The sequence below is a fragment of the Vibrio panuliri genome (assembly GCF_009938205.1).
Lineage (GTDB): Bacteria > Pseudomonadota > Gammaproteobacteria > Enterobacterales > Vibrionaceae > Vibrio > Vibrio panuliri.
In genome coordinates, this window is the sequence record NZ_AP019655.1 from 359,858 (window position 1) to 377,221 (window position 17,364).

At 45.6% G+C, this 17,364-nt stretch carries 19 protein-coding genes; 13 read left to right on the top strand and 6 right to left on the bottom strand.

The genetic code is table 11. From position 1 onward, the window contains the following. Positions 1-59: 59 nt before the first annotated feature. The 6 genes from GZK95_RS16475 to GZK95_RS16500 all read left to right on the top strand — a co-directional run bounded on the left by GZK95_RS16475 (position 60) and on the right by GZK95_RS16500 (position 5,139). Entirely contained in the window at positions 60-791 is a 732-nt protein-coding gene (locus GZK95_RS16475; RefSeq protein WP_075715956.1) for an ATP-binding cassette domain-containing protein, read from the top strand. Then, positions 781-1,617 (top strand): metal ABC transporter permease, encoded by an 837-nt coding sequence (locus GZK95_RS16480; protein WP_075715955.1) that lies wholly within the window; start codon positions 781-783, stop codon positions 1,615-1,617. Before GZK95_RS16475 ends, GZK95_RS16480 begins: the two co-directional genes overlap by 11 nt. Before the next feature lie 9 nt (positions 1,618-1,626). Then, positions 1,627-2,094: a Fur family transcriptional regulator gene (locus GZK95_RS16485; protein WP_075706243.1), complete on the top strand. Its 468-nt coding sequence runs from the start codon at positions 1,627-1,629 to the stop codon at positions 2,092-2,094. 105 nt (positions 2,095-2,199) lie between these two features. Beyond that, on the top strand, positions 2,200-3,204 hold the full coding sequence (locus tag GZK95_RS16490; RefSeq protein ID WP_075715954.1) for a CobW family GTP-binding protein: 1,005 nt from the start codon (positions 2,200-2,202) through the stop codon (positions 3,202-3,204). A gap of 170 nt (positions 3,205-3,374) precedes the next feature. Continuing rightward, entirely contained in the window at positions 3,375-4,019 is a 645-nt protein-coding gene (locus tag GZK95_RS16495; protein WP_083626337.1) for a DUF1007 family protein, read from the top strand. A 58-nt stretch (positions 4,020-4,077) separates the two neighbouring features. Beyond that, positions 4,078-5,139, top strand: coding sequence for a nickel/cobalt transporter (locus GZK95_RS16500; RefSeq protein WP_075715953.1), 1,062 nt, complete (start codon positions 4,078-4,080; stop codon positions 5,137-5,139). A gap of 186 nt (positions 5,140-5,325) precedes the next feature. On the opposite strand, the gene GZK95_RS16505 is transcribed toward GZK95_RS16500, so the two are convergent. The 4 genes from GZK95_RS16505 to GZK95_RS16520 all read right to left on the bottom strand — a co-directional run bounded on the left by GZK95_RS16505 (position 5,326) and on the right by GZK95_RS16520 (position 8,364). Beyond that, positions 5,326-5,541 (bottom strand): hypothetical protein, encoded by a 216-nt coding sequence (locus GZK95_RS16505; protein ID WP_075706072.1) that lies wholly within the window; start codon positions 5,539-5,541, stop codon positions 5,326-5,328. Between the two features lie 342 nt (positions 5,542-5,883). Further along, complete coding sequence (locus tag GZK95_RS16510) at positions 5,884-6,801, bottom strand: M14 family metallopeptidase (RefSeq protein ID WP_075715952.1); 918 nt, start codon at positions 6,799-6,801, stop codon at positions 5,884-5,886. Positions 6,802-6,882: 81 nt separating this feature from the next. Beyond that, positions 6,883-7,530, bottom strand: coding sequence for a DsbA family oxidoreductase (locus GZK95_RS16515; RefSeq protein WP_075715951.1), 648 nt, complete (start codon positions 7,528-7,530; stop codon positions 6,883-6,885). Between the two features lie 213 nt (positions 7,531-7,743). Continuing rightward, complete coding sequence (locus GZK95_RS16520; protein WP_075715950.1) at positions 7,744-8,364, bottom strand: AraC family transcriptional regulator; 621 nt, start codon at positions 8,362-8,364, stop codon at positions 7,744-7,746. A gap of 190 nt (positions 8,365-8,554) precedes the next feature. On the opposite strand from GZK95_RS16520, the gene GZK95_RS16525 reads away from it, so the two are divergent. After that, positions 8,555-9,652 carry a 1-acyl-sn-glycerol-3-phosphate acyltransferase gene (locus GZK95_RS16525; RefSeq protein ID WP_075715949.1) on the top strand — a complete coding sequence of 366 codons (1,098 nt, stop codon included), beginning with the start codon at positions 8,555-8,557 and terminating at the stop codon, positions 9,650-9,652. An 88-nt stretch (positions 9,653-9,740) separates the two neighbouring features. On the opposite strand, the gene GZK95_RS16530 is transcribed toward GZK95_RS16525, so the two are convergent. Beyond that, positions 9,741-10,337 carry a hypothetical protein gene (locus GZK95_RS16530; protein ID WP_075715948.1) on the bottom strand — a complete coding sequence of 199 codons (597 nt, stop codon included), beginning with the start codon at positions 10,335-10,337 and terminating at the stop codon, positions 9,741-9,743. A gap of 113 nt (positions 10,338-10,450) precedes the next feature. After that, entirely contained in the window at positions 10,451-10,747 is a 297-nt protein-coding gene (locus tag GZK95_RS16535) for a YfcZ/YiiS family protein (protein WP_075706078.1), read from the bottom strand. 507 nt (positions 10,748-11,254) lie between these two features. On the opposite strand from GZK95_RS16535, the gene GZK95_RS16540 reads away from it, so the two are divergent. The 6 genes from GZK95_RS16540 (at position 11,255) to GZK95_RS16565 (ending at position 17,320) form a co-directional block, all read left to right on the top strand. Further along, positions 11,255-11,716 (top strand): TetR/AcrR family transcriptional regulator, encoded by a 462-nt coding sequence (locus GZK95_RS16540; RefSeq protein WP_075706079.1) that lies wholly within the window; start codon positions 11,255-11,257, stop codon positions 11,714-11,716. Positions 11,717-11,909: 193 nt separating this feature from the next. Further along, the gene (locus tag GZK95_RS16545; protein ID WP_075706080.1) at positions 11,910-12,920 is read left to right on the top strand and encodes a response regulator; all 1,011 of its coding nucleotides are present in this window, start codon (positions 11,910-11,912) and stop codon (positions 12,918-12,920) included. After that, complete coding sequence (locus tag GZK95_RS16550; RefSeq protein WP_075706081.1) at positions 12,920-13,357, top strand: PAS domain-containing protein; 438 nt, start codon at positions 12,920-12,922, stop codon at positions 13,355-13,357. Before GZK95_RS16545 ends, GZK95_RS16550 begins: the two co-directional genes overlap by 1 nt. Before the next feature lie 80 nt (positions 13,358-13,437). Further along, complete coding sequence (locus GZK95_RS16555; RefSeq protein ID WP_075715947.1) at positions 13,438-14,925, top strand: NAD(P)H-hydrate dehydratase; 1,488 nt, start codon at positions 13,438-13,440, stop codon at positions 14,923-14,925. Positions 14,926-15,365: 440 nt separating this feature from the next. Further along, positions 15,366-16,409 carry a GMP reductase gene (locus GZK95_RS16560; protein ID WP_075706083.1) on the top strand — a complete coding sequence of 348 codons (1,044 nt, stop codon included), beginning with the start codon at positions 15,366-15,368 and terminating at the stop codon, positions 16,407-16,409. A 194-nt stretch (positions 16,410-16,603) separates the two neighbouring features. After that, complete coding sequence (locus GZK95_RS16565; RefSeq protein ID WP_075715946.1) at positions 16,604-17,320, top strand: competence protein CoiA family protein; 717 nt, start codon at positions 16,604-16,606, stop codon at positions 17,318-17,320. The last annotated feature ends 44 nt before the right edge of the window (positions 17,321-17,364 follow it).

Sequence of the window (17,364 nt, forward strand, 5' to 3'; positions counted from 1 at the left end):
AACTGGCAACTTATCTATTTCAGAAACTTGCCAATTTGCAGTACGAATGAGAGAAAGCGATGTTAATTTCATCACAGGCGTTATGCGTGAAGTTTGGCAATCATTTGGTGCTAGACCGTATAAACCTATCCGTGAATCCAGGCGAGATTGTGACGATTGTTGGCCCCAATGGTTCGGGGAAATCGACGTTATTGAAGACATTAATTGGTGCTGTTTCTCCTTTTTCTGGACAAGTAGAGCGTTCGCCAGCGCTTAAAATTGGCTATGTCCCACAGCGTCTCCACATAGATGAAACCTTGCCAATGACAGTGAATCGCTTCTTAAACCTACCGTTGCGTCGGTCTCAAAATGCTATCAAGCAAGCGTTGTTGCGTGCGGGTGTTCAAGGGTTGGAGAAGCAGCAACTAAACGCCTTGTCCGGCGGGCAGTTACAGCGTGTGCTTTTAGCTCGTGCACTACTAGAAGAACCGACATTATTGCTGTTGGATGAAGCGACTCAAGGCCTTGACCATCGTGGAACTGCCAACTTCTATCAGCAAATAGAAGCGATACGAAATGAAACAGGATGTGCCGTGATCATGGTGAGCCACGATCTTAATGTCGTTATGAGACGCACTGATAGGGTGATTTGCATTAATGGTCAGGTATGTTGTGAAGGGGTACCTGAAAAAGTGAGCGAGTCGGCTGAGTACAAAGCACTGTTTGGCTTAGATGACGATGATGTGTTGGGCGTTTATCAGCATCAACCAACCGCAAAGCGTTCACTTCGAGGTATGGCTAATGTTGGATGATTTTCTATGGCGCGCCGCTTTAGCGGGGGTAGGCGTGGCATTATCTGCAGCGCCACTTGGTTGTTTTATCGTTTGGCGTCGTATGGCCTACTTTGGTGATGCAACTGCGCATGCTTCCATGTTGGGGGTGGCGCTATCGCTTGCGTTTTCCTTGCCGATTTTTCCCGGTGTACTGTGTGTTGCTCTGTTAATGGCGATTACAGTTTCCTCGTTCAGTGGACGAGGTTATGCCATGGACACTTTACTTGGTGTGATGGCGCACTCAGCCCTCGCAATCGGATTGGTTGCGGTATCATTTTTGTCCGGTGTCAGACTTGATCTGATGGCGTATCTGTTTGGTGACATACTCGCAGTGAGCAAAACAGACTTGCTTGTTATTTGGGGCGGCGCCTTGGTGGTGATTGCGCTAATCAGCATGCGTTGGTCTGGCATGTTGTTATCGACGCTAAACAAGGAGTTAGCACTAGCCAGTGGCTTTTCGCCGCGACGGGAGCAAATGATTTTAACCATTGCGCTTGCGGTTGTGGTGGCGGTTGCGATTAAAGTCGTCGGTGTGTTGTTGATTGTCGCCATGCTGATTATTCCTGCCGCTACTGCGCGCCCATTTAGTCGCACACCAGAAATGATGGTACTACTTGCCGCAGTGCTGGGTAGTACATCCAGTCTTGTCGGGCTTCGCACCTCTTATGTGTTTGACACCCCTACAGGCCCTACGATGGTGTGCATCGCAGCGCTTTTGTTTGTGATCGCGAGTGTTCTATGGAAAGTGATGGATAAAGTGCAACGTGAAAAAGGCTCTGTTATGGAAAGCGAGTATGAAAAGTGAGGGATGAATGTGATGGAACTAGAGGCGATTATTGATCACGTAGAGCAACGTTGTGAGTCCCAAGGGAAGAGGCTCACTCCGAAACGTAAACTGGTTTTACGTGCATTGGTTGATGCGAATAGAGCGTTGTCAGCCTATGAACTGATTGAATATTGTCAGCAGCACTTTGCTGAGAATATTCAAGCTATGTCGGTATATCGCATCTTAGATTTTCTTGAACAGCAAAATCTTGCGCATAAGCTGCATACTTCGAACAAATATATTGTTTGTGCCCATATTCTTACTGCTTCTGGTGAAGGCATTCACCAGTTTTTCATTTGTTCGGAATGCAGCAAAATCAGTGAGAAAATCATTGAGCCTGAAATAATTTCAGGTTTGCAATTACATGCCAAGCAGGAGGGATTTACCGTGGATAAACCGCAGCTAGAGATCAACTGTTTATGCGATCACTGCTCGCAGTCAGCTACATTGAAGTAGCCGCTTTATTTCAACCCACAGCACAATCAAAAGAACACCTAGCCATGCCCAATACAGTGCTGACGTGGGCAATTATCGAAAGGAACATTGTGAGGACAAAGAACCATGAGTACTAAGCAACCAACGATTCTCGGGGTGCCAACCAATATTATTACGGGCTTTCTCGGCGTTGGAAAAACCTCAGCGATTCTCAACTTGATGGCACATAAACCCAACAATGAACGTTGGGCGGTGTTAGTCAATGAGTTTGGAGAAATTGGCGTAGACGGAAGTTTGGTTCAGGGGCAAAAAAGCGCGACTCAACAAGTATTTGTTCGAGAAGTACCTGGCGGGTGTATGTGCTGTGCCGCGGGTTTACCCATGCAGATTGCGCTTAATCAGTTATTAGCAGAGGCAAAACCGGATAGGTTATTGATTGAACCTACGGGGCTTGGTCATCCCAAAGAAGTGCTGCAGGTGCTCTCCACGGAACATTATCGTCAAGTTCTTTCACTGCAAAAGAACATCACTTTAGTGGATGCACGCCAACTTTCTGATCCTCGCTACACTGACCACGATACATTTAACCAACAAATTGCGATTGCAGATACTGTGGTGGGCAATAAGCTCGACCTTTATCAGGATGAAGATAAGCAAAACTTGATTCGTTATGTCGCTCAAGTGGGTCGCTTTGGAGCTAAAGTTATCTTCGCCGAGCATGGTGAAATTCCACCTAGAGAGTTTGAAGGCTCAACAGCAATTGAAGCTCATTCAGAGCATCATTATCACCGCAAGCCACTCGCTGCTGATACCGAGATGCCCGAAAGTGGTATCGTCAAAGCCGTTAATAAAGGGGAAGGCTTCCTTAGCGTCGGGTGGCGATTTTCGCCAGAGAAGCTCTTTGATAGACAAAAGCTCATTCCTTTGTTGGTTGAACAAAATGTTGAACGACTCAAGGCTGTGTTTGTCACAAGTAGCGGAATCTTTGGTTATAACCTAACAGCTGATGGGTTATCTGAGGTCGAGTTGGATGACTGTACCGAGAGTCGAATTGAGTTAATTGGTGAGAGCATCAATCAGCGTTTCGAAACCGAATTACTAAATTGTTTGCATCAACCACATTCGTTGTAGTTTTGCTGGGTCATGAAGGGACTCTCTCGGCACCTCTATACGAATCTAAATCTAGAAAGTGAGAGAATTTACCACCCATGTCAAAGCTGTATACCCGACAGAGCCAACGATTGCTGAGTTTGTTTAAGAGAGTCCTCTGCCAAAATTTAGAGCGTGCTAAGTCTTTTTCGATGAGAGGGGGCATCTCTTGCCTGTGTTTTCTAGGAGCGATATTTGCGCCATTGGTGCAAGCACACCCCCATTCTTGGGTTGATATGAAAACCTACATTCAAGGAGAAAATGGCAAGATTACCGGATTCAAAATGGAGTGGTCGTTTGACCCAATGACATCGGCTTATATGCTCGACGGAGAAGACCTTTCGCCGGAAAACGAGCAAGAGACCTTCCGCAAGGTTTCGGCATCTGTATTGCAGAACATGTTGTATGAGCACTATTTTACCTATTTCTATGATGGTGAGACGCCTATTCGTTACAAAGTTGCCCGCAATGACACCCTGACACGAGACCGCTCAAAGTTAGTGCTAGCGTTTGAGCTGCCACTTGCCAAACCTAAGCCTGTGACGCGTGATAGTTTGCGACTGCTGATATTTGATCAAAGCTACTACGTGGACATGGCATGGAAAGCAAACAGCGATATTGTTCTCTCCGCTGATCTGGCTAAGCAGTGTCACTTGCAGGTTATCGAGCCTAATCCCACACCGGAGCAAATGAGTTATGCCATGTCGCTTCCACCTGACGCAGACCCTGATAATACGTTAGGGCAACTGTTTACCCAAAGTGTTGAAATTCAATGTGCCGTGGTGCCAGAGGTGTAGTTCAAGCTGATGATCAATAAAACCCTGTTATTTCCTTTACCTGCTAGAGTTGACAGCCATGACTGAAGTTAAACAAGTTTCTCACCGGTATATACTTGCGGCGACTTTTGCCCTGCTAGTGGCATTTTCCCTGTACCAACTTTGGTTAATGTGGCCCTCACTGGTGATCACTAGTATTCAGTGGCAACGTGAGGTGAACACCCAGCTTGCCGACTTACTTTATGATGCGCAAAGCAATCCGTTGGTGGTCGGCAGTTCTTTAGTCGGTTTCAGTTTTATCTACGGGATGCTTCATTCGCTCGGCCCTGGGCATGGAAAAGTGATTGTCACCACCTATTTAGCAACACATCCAACTAAGGTTAGAGCGAGTCTTATTCTTACCGTGGTGTCTGCATTAATTCAGGCGTTGGTTGCGATCGCTTTGGTTAGTATTTTACTGTGGTTTTTTAGTGCTTCGATGCGAGAAGTTAACGAAAAATCGATGCTATTTGTCTCAATGAGCTATGGCTTAGTCGCCATACTGGGAGCGGTGATATGCTGGAAAGCGGTCAGACAATTGTATCACGCATTGCGCTCGAAGAAGCCTAAAATTGCTGCTTTATCGCCCCTTGTTCAGAGTGGAAGATTGCCCTCAGTGCAAGCGCCTAATCATCGCTGGCAGTCTAGTCACTCGTTAATGGTAGGGCAGGTTGCCCCTAAGACTGAGTCACATAGTTCATTGTGTGGTTGTGGACACCAACATGTTGTTGACGCAAGTGCGATAAATAAAGCCGATACATGGCGAGAGTACATTGGCATAGTGGCAACCATCGGGATTCGCCCATGTACGGGAGCGATTATGGTTCTGCTATTTGCTAATGTCGTTGGATTGTATTGGATGGGGGTGATGAGTGCGGTAGTAATGGCAGCAGGAACCGCATTGACAACCTCGATGATAGCGATGCTAACCTTAGCTGGTAAACACTTTATCAAACGATACTTAACCGCAGGTAGCCACCATCGTCCGGGGCGACTGCTGTTAGCAGGGAGTTATTTGCAATTGTGTGGTGGATTAATTTTGACCGTAATAGGGTTGCTGCTGTTTAGTGGTCAAGATTATGGTATTTCGCCGGTGTTTTAAGCTTATGCTCCGTTCAGTATTGAGGCCAATTTGTATTCAACTGAAAAGCAGAGCGCTTTTTTAACCAGCATCAGTAATTGCCACTATGTTCTAGCTATTCCCTCTCCGCAATAAGCGGCTTATAACGCGATAGTGATATTGGACTACCGTCGAAGAGGAGTGTTTCTTCGACGGTGTCAAAGAGGATTAGGTTGCGTATGGTTGGGTGGCAAAATCCACACCGCGGTATTGTTGAGAAAGTTTAGTTTGAGATTTGTTGCGTTTGCGTCGTTTGACGGGTTTGGGTTGCGGGGTGCTTTCTTTTATCGCTTTTTCATGCTCTTGCGCTGAGCGGAGGAATCTATCAGACTTCATCGCCTGCTTTCTAAGAGCATTGAGCTTCTCTAGTCGGTCTTTCAGCATAAATCACCTCGTGGTTCACAATGCCAATTAACAGCAAGTACCCAAGTGACTTCGAGATGCCGGATTCAAATTTATCGCGCGATTTTATGTAAGTAATGACGATGCGCCGTCGTCGGTTTTCGAGTCGTCTAATGCAAACTAAAGGAAGAACCCTTATTTTGCTGAACCAAGCTTCTCGAGGCTACCTAATGATTATTATAGCATTTTCATGAATTTATAGTGTGACTTGCTACGCAAATGGGAGTGACGTTAGAGTAGGTTGTGCGTGTATTTGTGCCGACCGAGTAGAAAGAAAAGAGCACGTCTGTAGCGTGCTCTTTTAACGGGATTGGTTAGCTTTGCTTAGCGCGTGCTTAACACGTAATCTAGGCCACCGAGTATTGCAGCAACTTGCGCTCGATTACATTCCTCGTCAGTCACTTTCGGACTGTCAGGATACACTTCTGTTGTAGTGTGGTACTGGCAATTACTAACGCCGCCACATAAGCCCAACTTGATCATTGGGTAGAGGATTACGCCGTTTTGCACAACATCAGAACCGATGATTTGGCCTTTACTGTCTGCTGGGGCGATATGGGTCACTTTGGCAACTGAGTCGATGACGGCAGCTTGGAACGCCAGTTGTGGGTTCTCTGTATCGCCTACCGTGTAGAAACCATCTGGGATGATATCCTCTTCGTAGTCAACGCCGTCTCGCGCTGCAAGCGCAGGACGAAACTCAGTTTCGTCGGTATCGGTGGTTTCATGTAGATCGAAGTGAATTAGCACATCACCAATACTCGCGACTAAAGATTGCAGTGCTGCTGACTCTTCTGCAGGGCTGTCGGCGTAGAACGAGCGGTTAGGATCAATCGCTAAAGGGTTCCAACGGTTGATAGTCTCATAGCCCCAAGGGCTGACACATGGCGCAATAACAATATTAAAGTGCTTGCTGTAAGTCTCTAGATGCTTATCTGCAAACAGCAGTGCGCCTTGCACACCACTGGTCTCATATCCGTGTACTCCACCAGAGATAAGCACCGTTGGTTTGTGTTCATCCCACTGATTACTCTTAATCGAAAACAATGGGAAACGCTCGGCATCATAAGAGAGTGCACCGTATTGTTCGACAATGAAACGAGTGCTTAACGCTTCAATCTTTGGCAGGACTTCTTCACTGTAAAGACGTTTAACTTGAGTGCTTTCGCGCCATGCTTGGCGATCTTGCTCGGTCCATTTTTGACCAGAGGTACCAATTGGGTAGCTTGCGTTTGTATTCATGGTGACTATTTTTATTGACCTATCGTTTGGCAAGCATAGCGACTGAATAGTCTTGATGCAAAAGGATTTCTGCTTGGTGCATTAACCCTGCTGCGCGACGACATCTTGCAGCATTTGAACGAATATCTCGACACTTTGCGCCCCTGAGATCAAGTGTTTTTGCTCAAACACAATAGCGGGAACCGCAGAGATGCCTGCTTCAAGCCATTGCTGCTCCGTTTTCGCGACCGATTGCGCCCACGCGTTGTCATTTATTACCACATCTGCAGTGCTGCTATCTAGCCCAACGGATGTCGCGATGTCTAACAGTGTACTCTGATCCGCGATATTACGGTTCTCGGTAAAATAGGCGTGAAATAATGCTGCTTGTAAGGCGTGTTGCTTACCCTCGCTCTGTGCCCAAAGTAATAATTGATGGGCTTGTCGAGTGTTATAGATGCGCATTTCGTCGGTGAAGTGAAACTCAAAACCGATTTCTCTGCCGAGTTGGGTGAGGGTTGCTCTGGCGGATGCGCTTGCTTGCGGTGTTGTGCCGTATTTCTCTGCCAAATGTTCTCGGAGGTTCTGTCCCTGCAATGGCATGGCTGGATTGAGCTCAAAAGGATGCCAATGAATGTCGGCTTTGATCTCTTGCTCTAGTTTGGATAGCGCTTGTTTTAACCGCCCAAAGCCAATGACACACCATGGGCAAACAACATCTGATACGACATCAATACGAACCGTTTTCATGGCATCACTCCTTAATCGCGTCGACCAAGTATAGCACCAATCATATTTTAAAATTCAGTGACTGTCGGAACTTCGCAAAGATTGTTGCCGTTCGAGCTAGCTTGTTCACAAGCACGGGGTTGATAGTTGGGTATAGCACCAACAATTTACAGTGTGAATAGCTGGTGCTTTGAAAGGTACAGTGAACGAAAAGGAAGCGCAGAAATAGAGTGTTTAATATTTGAAATCTGGCTTGCCGCATATGCTTTCGACCATCAGCATGAAACTGGCTTGATCTCCCGCGAACAGTTGCTCAACTACGGCTTGAGGTTTACTGCCTGACAGTATTTGGCGGCGAGCTTCTCGAACTAACAGAACAAGTTGAATTTCTTTGCTTAACTCAGAGTCTTTTTCTGGTGACCATTGTGACACCGCATTTCCTAGTGTTGAAGGTCTTAGCTTAGGGTGTAATGAGGCAAGTTCTGCTTGAAGTACACGATAGAGATCGAGTTTTGTTTCATGAGCTTGAGCATCGGCGGCCACCAAACGGTTAATCACTGCCGTCGTCAACTCATTAAAGTCGACAAAGCCAGCTTGCTTTGGCAAGCTTTGTTGTACGCGGCTAGACACCTCAACCATAGAGATCGTCGTATTCGGGAAGTAGGTCGTCGACGTGAGGCAATCAAACGGTAGCCACATGGCTTGACCCGGTTCAATAGCGTACTCATGCTTGCCTAATCTCACCAGAGCCAAACCGTCTTCAACACGCAAAAGGCAGTGTTTCAGTAGCTTTTTTCTTGGAGTGATTGATAAAAAGCCAAATTCTGTTGTCTTAAGTGAGATAGCGTAGTGCATGGAATAACTCGATATTTTTGGGGCGCTAAGAGTAGCGTGTCTCAGCGCAAAAAGCCATATTTGTCCAACCGACGCGCGCATACTCTTTGATTACTCTGGTCTGACCTTAGTAATTATGTGCGTATCTTAGCTGCCAAGAAGAGATTCTATGCGTAGAATGAGCCGCGAACTGTCTCTGATTTAAATTAAAATGACTACAAGTACAGACCCATATATTGATATCCGTCCATACAACGACGATGAAATTCCTGCTGCAATTGATCGCTTGATTCAAGATGATGAATTTATCGGAGCGATTCTACAACATCGTTTCTCCAATCACGCTCCTTGGTTTAAGGCGCTTATGACGCCGCTTGTCAAAGTTTACCTCAAATATAAGTGGTCGAAACTTAGCACCACCGAAGCGATTCAGCTGGAAGTGAAAAAATACCTACAGCAAACTCTTGCGAGTACAACTCGTGGGGTGACATACAGTGGTTTAGAAAACCTAGATAAGCAAACGGCTTACCTATTTGTTTCCAATCACCGTGATATCGCGATGGATCCTGCGCTGGTGAACTATGGCTTACACCAGAACAATCACAAAACGATGCGTATTGCCATTGGTGACAATCTACTCAAGAAACCATGTGCTACCGAGCTGATGCGGTTAAATAAAAGTTTTATTGTTAAGCGTTCAGCCAAAGCACCGCGAGAGATGATGAAAGCGCTTGGTACGCTGTCGAGCTATATCAAACACTCGCTTGATACAGGGAACTCAATTTGGATTGCGCAGAAAGAGGGGCGTGCGAAAGACGGCAACGACTTTACCGATCCTGCGATTTTGAAAATGTTCCATGTTGAAGGTCGACGCCAGAAAATTGATTTTCCAACTTACATCCAGTCATTGAAGATTGTGCCTGTCTCAATCTCTTACGAAAATGACCCATGCGATGTGGCAAAAGCTCGTGAACTGTATGAGAAAGCCGTAAACGGTAAGTATGAGAAAGGCGAGTTTGAGGATATCGAGAGCATTATTCAAGGTATTATTGGTGATAAAGGCCGTGTGCACGTTGCGTTTGGTGAAGTGATTGACCAGCCGTTTAACACACCAGATGAGTTAGCGGCGGAGATTGACCGTCAGATTCACCAAAATTACAAACTCTTCCCGATTAACTTATTGGCTGCAGGGGACAAAAGTGTTGGTGAGCAAGTTGAAGCGATATTAAACAGCAAGCTTGAGCAACTCCCGCACGGCGCGCATCCATACCTTATCGCGAGCTACGCCAACCCAGTTAATAACCGCTGATAAGGCGTTTGTTCAGCGAAAATCGTTAGAGACAGGTTTATATTTAGGGCAGCATAAAGCTGCCCTTTTTCTTACCTGGCAATTGAGGCTATGGTGCAACCGCTCCGCCAAGCGTTAAGTTTTCGGGCCATTTTTGAATGCGATTACCGCCAAGGAAGATATTGCCTTCGACCGTCATCGTTTTTGGAAACTCGGTTACTTTAGAACCGCCGATATAGAGATTACCTTTTACGACTAAACCCTCAGGTAGCTTTTGCAGTGGCGTGCGAATAACGCTGAGATCACCGTTGACCTTCATGCGGTTAGGGAGTTGTGTCAATGGTGTATCGGTGAGATTGATGTAGCCGCCGACCTTAATACCGTTTGGCCAGCGCTTGATTTGTGAACCGAGTAGATTCGCATAGCCGCGAATACTGGTTCCTTTTCCCAGCTTGCTCAAGCTGCTGTTGGACGCAATCAAACTGCCCTCAATTTTTGTATCTTTAGGTAAGCTTTTGATTTGCGTTTTCGATATGTTCAGGTTTCCCTTTATCTCTATTCCCGAGACAAGTTCGGAATAGGGTTTGTTGCGTAGATCAAGGTTGCCATAGTTGTCTAGGTGGTTGAGCATGCGATAGTGATCCAGCACCTGCGCAGAGGCGGTGGTTGCGCATAACAGCAATAGGATGAGCGGAAAGCGTGGCATAAACTAGGCGTAATAGATGGCGTTAAGCTCAGTATTCCCAAGGCGATATGCTTGGTCAACTAATTACGTATTTTCAGGTGATAAAAAAGCGGGCTATTGCCCGCTTTGGTTGTTTACTTAGCTAGAGAGCGAGTCTTCAATTCGAAAATTAGCTTCTCAGCACTGACTTCAAATTTGAAACGAGCAGTCAGTTCAGTTGCGTCTTCAGCAACTTCTGTAGTTTCGTACTGAACTTCAGCAGAAACTTGTTTAGCAAGCTCAATGTACTGTGCGAGTTCTGATTCAAGAAGTGCTTTGCCTTGAGCGAAAATTGTAACTTCAGCTACATCATCACCTTCTTTGATAATGAAGCCCATTTCACCCGCGCAACCACATGCTTCGCATACTTGAGGTTCTTGTTCGATACTCATAGCTATGTCCTATTCAAATAATTACAGGCATTTTATCGGTATATTTGAACATTATCCATATAAATAGCAACCCTATAAGAATCAACAACAACCTAGTTTGCAAACTGTTGTGTAGAAAATTTATTGCATATTTGTTTTTAATTTAACAAACTTTGTGTGACGTAGCTCAAATAGATTAAAAATAAAGTGTCATTATAACGTCAGAACGCTGAGCGTTTAGTTGTAAGTGTTCTAGTTTTGTAACACTATCCATACCGCAGATAATATCGCCCGTATTGTGAACAATTTCGCTTAACATTCTTACTAAGACTGAATCATTAGTGAGAAAACTTCTTTAGTTCATTGATTTAGAGCGAGCGATAGGTAGCGTACATGGTACTATTTGCTTTAACAATAATTACGGTCACGCGAAATGACGTGGCAAACAGTCAGTCAGACAGTTGTTATGAATCCTGACTTTAAGACTCATGTTGAGTCAAACGGATTTAAATATAGAAGAGCCAAAACATGCCGAAGCGTAGTAAAGAAGATACCGAAATCACGATACAGAAAATCATGGATGCCGTTGTTGATCAACTTTTGCGTCTTGGTTATGACAAAATGTCTTACACAACATTGAGTCAACAGACTGGAGTTTCTCGCACGGGTATTAGCCACCATTTCCCTAAGAAAACCGATTTTACCGCGGCGTTAGATGGCCGTATTTTTAAAATGTTTGTGTCTCACCTCGACTTCGATGGAAGTTTAAACGACTTTTCAGCGAGTTGGGTTAAAGCACTGGATAACAGTGAGTTCCTCGCCATTTTGCGCCTGCTCTACCACCACATTGTAACGGCGGAGAATGCACATGAGTTTGCAGCCCACGGCATCGAACGCTTGTACAAAGCGGTTGAAGTTAAGTTTGGTCCAGAAAGCGCCAAAGAACTGGAGTGGCTGTTCGGTAAGTCTCTAATTAAAATGGCGATTTAAACCATTTTTATCGAATCCATAAGCCAGCCAAGTTGCTGGCTTTTTCGTATCAAAATAATCTGTCATTAATCAGGAATAGACCTAAGGTCGGACAAGTTTCATCAGTTAGGAATTAGGTGATTTAACCGTACCTGAGACGGAAACTATCTGTTACACTTTGACGATAACTAAACCAATAGCAGTGGGTGCACCGATGTCTTTTCCCATCTTAATCTGTGACGATTCTGCGCTAGCTCGTAAGCAGATGGCTCGTTCTCTACCCGCGTCACTAAACGCAGATATTTCTTTTGCGGTTCATGGTCTTGACGCATTAGAACAGTTAGAGAAACAATCGTTTAAAATCATGTTTCTTGACCTTACCATGCCAGAGTTGGATGGTTTTGGTACATTAGAAGAAATTCAAAAACGCGGCATTCAAATCAATGTCGTTGTGGTTTCTGGTGATATTCAGCCGAAGGCAAAAGAACGCGTTATGGCGTTGGGCGCTAAGGCGTTTATTCAGAAGCCTATTGATCAGCAAGTGCTCAAAACGGTTCTTAGTGAATTAGTCAAACCAGAAGAGAGAAGCCAAGCTGCTTATATTCCTGTTGCGCCTGTGATGGCTCCCGCGCTGCGCCGTCGTGATATTTATATGGAAGTGGCAAACGTGGCGATTGGTCGCGCTGCAGACGCCTTAGCAAGACACTTTGATGTGTTTGTTCACTTACCGCTGCCAAATGTGAATATATTTGAGGTAAGCGAGTTACATATGGCTTTGCGTGACCTTTCGAGTAATGACCAGGTTTCTGGTGTTTGCCAAGGGTTTAGCGGTGAGGGTATTGCCGGAGAAGCACTGGTTTTACTTAGCGATTCTAGTGTGGCAGATCTGAAGAAACTGATGAAGATCCCTGCCGATAGCGAAGAGTTGGAAGAACTTGAACTGCTTATGGACGTTTCGAACATTTTGGTTGGCTCGTTCTTAAATGGCTTAGGTCAGCAGGTCGAAGTGCGCTTTTTCCAAAGCTCTCCTGTGCTATTAGGTCAACATATCTCGATTGATTCGGTGATTAAGTCAACCGAGGGTAGCTTTAAGAAAACTATGACGTTCGAAGTCAGCTACAAGATTGCTGATACCTCGATTCGCTGCGATTTATTGTTTATGTTTGTTGATGAGTCACTCCCTCTGCTTGATACGAAACTGTCATATCTCATGGAGGATGCGTAATGTTACATTTGCCCGCTGAATTTGAGCAGTTCCATTGGATGGTCGATATGGTGCAAAACGTCGACTTGGGTCTGGTGGTGTTAGATCGTGACCACAATGTGCAGGTGTGGAATGGGTTTATGACCCACCACAGTGGTATTCAAGCTCATGATGCAATTGGTAAGTCTCTGTTTGAACTCTTCCCAGAGATCCCATCTGAGTGGTTTAAGCTCAAAACGAAGCCTGTCTATGATTTGGGTTGCCGTAGCTTTATCACTTGGCAGCAGCGACCATACCTATTTAAATGTCGCAACGTGCGTCCAGTAACGCAGCAAGCGGATTTTATGTATCAAAACATCACACTGAATCCGATGAGAACGCCTACAGGTGAAATTCGTTCACTGTTCTTATCTGTTCAAGATGCCACCGCTGAAGCATTGGCATCTAAACCCCGCTAAATGGGTTTGTTGCCACACTATTAAAGGCTAGCTTGTGCTAGCCTTTTTTGTATCCGCTCTCGATCAAACAAGGAGTTATCATGTATCGAGCTACACCGCTTTATCGAGCTGAGCAGGTCAAACAAGGGGAAGTCGTTGCCGCAAAAAATGCGGGAATCGAGATGTATCAACTGATGTGCTCAGCGGGTCAATGCGTCTTTGAACACTTGATCCAGCGGTATGGTAAACAGAGCAAGGTGCTAGTTTTGTGCGGTGGTGGCAACAATGGTGGTGACGGCTATGTTGTTGCTAAGCTTGCTTTGGAGAGAAAAATTGAGGTGGTTGTTAAGGCGTTGAAAGAGCCTTCGACACTGGTGGGAGATGCCAAGCAAGCTTATCTTGATTTTGTGCAAGCTGGTGGCAGTGTTATAGATTCAGATGTTGTGATAGAGCAGTTTGATGTGGTTGTGGATGCTCTGCTAGGTACCGGTTTGAATGGTGAAGTGCGAGGAGAGGTCGCCGAGCAGATCATGCAAGTGAATGCCTCACAGGTGCCAGTTCTCGCTATCGATATACCTTCAGGCTTGTGCAGCAATACAGGGCGTGCGCTTGGTCAAGCTATCAAAGCGACTGACACGGTCAGCTTTATTGGTATAAAACAAGGATTGGTTACAGGTCAAGCGCGGCGCTATAGCGGAACGCTTCACTACGCAGGCTTGGGCGTTCAACTGGAGTTTGAGTCGCAGCAAGAGCCAAGTGCCTATTGGGATTCGCCTTTGTTGATTGAGCAATTGAAATCCCGAGATGCATGTGCGCATAAAGGCAGCCAAGGAAAAGCACTGCTGATTGGTGGGGAGCAGGGACTTGGTGGTGCGATACTGATCGCCGCTCGTGCCTGTTTAAAATCAGGTGCAGGCTTAACGGCGTGTCTAACCAGTGCAGAAAACACATTAGCGGGTTTAGTGGCAACACCGGAAGTTATGTTTTCAACTTGGCAGTTAACCGAGGTACTACAGCGTTTAGCGTGGTGTGATGCTTTGGCATTAGGCCCCGGACTTGGGCAAAGTGAGCATGCTCAGCAATTGCTCTTAACCGTGATGGGCATTAATAAGCCCAAAGTGTTGGATGCCGACGCTCTGAACTTGTTGTCGCTACAACCGAACTACGATTCACAGCGGATTATCACGCCTCATCCGGGAGAGGCAGCGAGATTGCTCGAGTGCTCGATTATGGAAGTGGAAAGTAACCGTTACTATGCAGTTGAACGTTTACAAGAGCGTTATGGCGGCGTCGTTGTGCTCAAAGGTGCTGGGACACTGATCAATGATGGTAAATCGACATTTGTCTGCGGCGCGGGAAACTCAGGAATGGCGACAGGCGGAATGGGGGATGCATTAACTGGCGTTTTGGTTTCGTTGTTGGCGCAAGGTATTGAGCTGAGTTTGGCGGCGAGGATTGGGGTGATGTTACATAGCTACGCCGCGGATCTAAACGTGGAAAAGTATGGGCTAATCGGGCTCACTGCCTCTGATGTGATTGAAAGTCTGCGCTCAGCGATTCATTCTCCGGTGCTTGTTGAGCAGCGTTAATCGAACTGAAAGCGTTTTTTTCGGAAAATGACCTAAAAGCGCTCCATTTTCTGGGGGGTAATCAGATGATTTGAGGCAAATTTTGCGTGATATAAATCACATTGGAATAAGTTGTTACTAAAATCAGTCCCACTACTAACGCAAACCATTGCGCAAGCGTGTGCGTGTTATCTTAACTAACTTAATGAAAAGTAATGATTTTATGTGGTGAAGGTGGTGGTTTGATAGTGCTGGATATGCAAATTTCGCCTAACTGTATCACAAAAAAAATAGAATTATCAGTCTTGCGAGAAAGAAATCCCGACCTATAATGCTGAAAACCGGAGCGTCTGCCAACGCTCCGGTTTTTTTGTGTCCGAGAAACAGTAATAACGTCTGCCAACGTTACTACTAACGCACTCTGCTGTGACACATAGCCATATGAATCAAGGAATTACACAATGCGTATCGAACAAGAACTTAAGTTGGGTTTTAAAGATGTACTGTTTCGCCCTAAGCGTTCAACTCTAAAAAGCCGTTCTCAAGTAAATTTAACCCGCGAGTTTACCTTCAAGCATAGCGGTCGTCAATGGTCTGGTGTACCTGTCATCGCTGCAAACATGGACTCTGTGGGCAGTTTTGCCATGGCGAAAGCGCTGGCTGAACATGGTGTAATGACGGCGGTTCATAAACACTACACTGTTGCTGATTGGGCAGAGTTTGTTAAGGGTGCCAGTTCAACTGAGTTGAACAATGTAATGGTCTCAACCGGTACGTCTGACGCAGATTTCCAGAAGACCAAAGATATTATGGCGCTTTCTGATGATCTTATTTTTATCTGTGTGGATATCGCTAACGGTTACTCAGAGCACCTTGTCGAGTACGTAGAAAAAGTACGTGCCGCATTCCCAGACAAAGTCATCTCTGCTGGTAACGTGGTGACAGGTGATATGTGTGAAGAGCTGATCCTAGCTGGTGCTGATATTGTTAAAGTGGGTATCGGTCCTGGTTCAGTTTGTACGACTCGCGTTAAAACCGGTGTTGGTTACCCGCAGCTTTCTGCAATCATCGAGTGTGGCGACGCAGCGCACGGCTTAGGCGGCATGATCATCGGTGACGGTGGCTGTACTTGTGCTGGTGACGTTTCGAAAGCGTTCGGTGGCGGTGCAGACTTCGTAATGCTTGGCGGTATGCTAGCTGGCCACGAAGAGTCAGGCGGCGAAGTGATTGAGCAAGACGGTAAGAAGTTCATGAAGTTCTACGGCATGTCTTCACAATCAGCGATGGCTAAGCACTCTGGCGGCGTTGCAAAATACCGTGCAGCTGAAGGTAAAACCGTACTATTGCCATTCCGTGGTACAGTACACGACACCATCTCAGACATCCTTGGCGGTGTACGTTCAACGTGTACATACGTAGGCGCAGCAAAGCTTAAAGAGCTAACAAAGCGTACAACATTCATCCGCGTACAAGAGCAAGAGAACAACGTTTACGGTAAAGAGTGATTTGGTCACTGTTCGTAAAAATCGAATAATTGAGAGCCGCTTTTAGCGGCTCTTTTTTTTGCCTGAATATATTAGGCTTTTTCAACCAGTATTTTATGCATGGTTTCTCATATTAGTCGTGAGCAGCTTGCTTTGTGCTCGCATTTCGCTGTATCAATCCTTTTGTATTACATAACTGACTTCAGGGTGTGAATATGTTGATTCCTTTTGGTTTAAAGCAAGGCAAGTTCTATGACGTGAGCGAAGTGGAGCGTGGTCGAGCTTGCGGGTGTATTTGCCCGAGTTGCAAACAAACGCTTGTTGCAAGGAAAGGGGATCCTGAGAAAAAGATTCACCACTTTGCCCATGATAAGAAAGCCAAAGAAGACCAAGAGGAAAAAATAAAATGCGACTACTCATTTTGTGTAGTTGCAAGGCTGGTCATTAAGCAATGCATTCGAGAGTTATCCTCATTTGAGATGCTATTTCCCGAATGGAAAATCGAACTACATAAAAATGATCAGTTTGGTCGAACGCAAACAGTAACCGGATATGCGACCAAGTCGCATACACTGCTGATCGAACAATTTGAAGTGGAACCTTCAGCGCAATATAACGATCTGGATGTGCTTTGTTATATTGGTGGTTATCCCGTTGGTATCCACTTTAGCTATAACGGTCGCCCTTGTTACATTCCTAAAGAGGACGAACAATTATCGTTAATCGATATTGATCTTGAGCCGCTTAGAGCGCTTTATGCGACCTTTACTCAGAAAAGCCATGATTCATTTAAAGAACTGGTTATGGACTATGTATTCAAGGTTGGTTCTCGAAATTGGCTGACACATATTCGATACGCATCTCGTAAAAAAGAACTGAAAGCCAAATTAAAAGAGCTAGTCGAGGCGTCAAACGAACTTCCTCCACGGTGAGAGCCCCTCGTCATTCGTCAAGTCTCCAATCAAGCCATACAAGG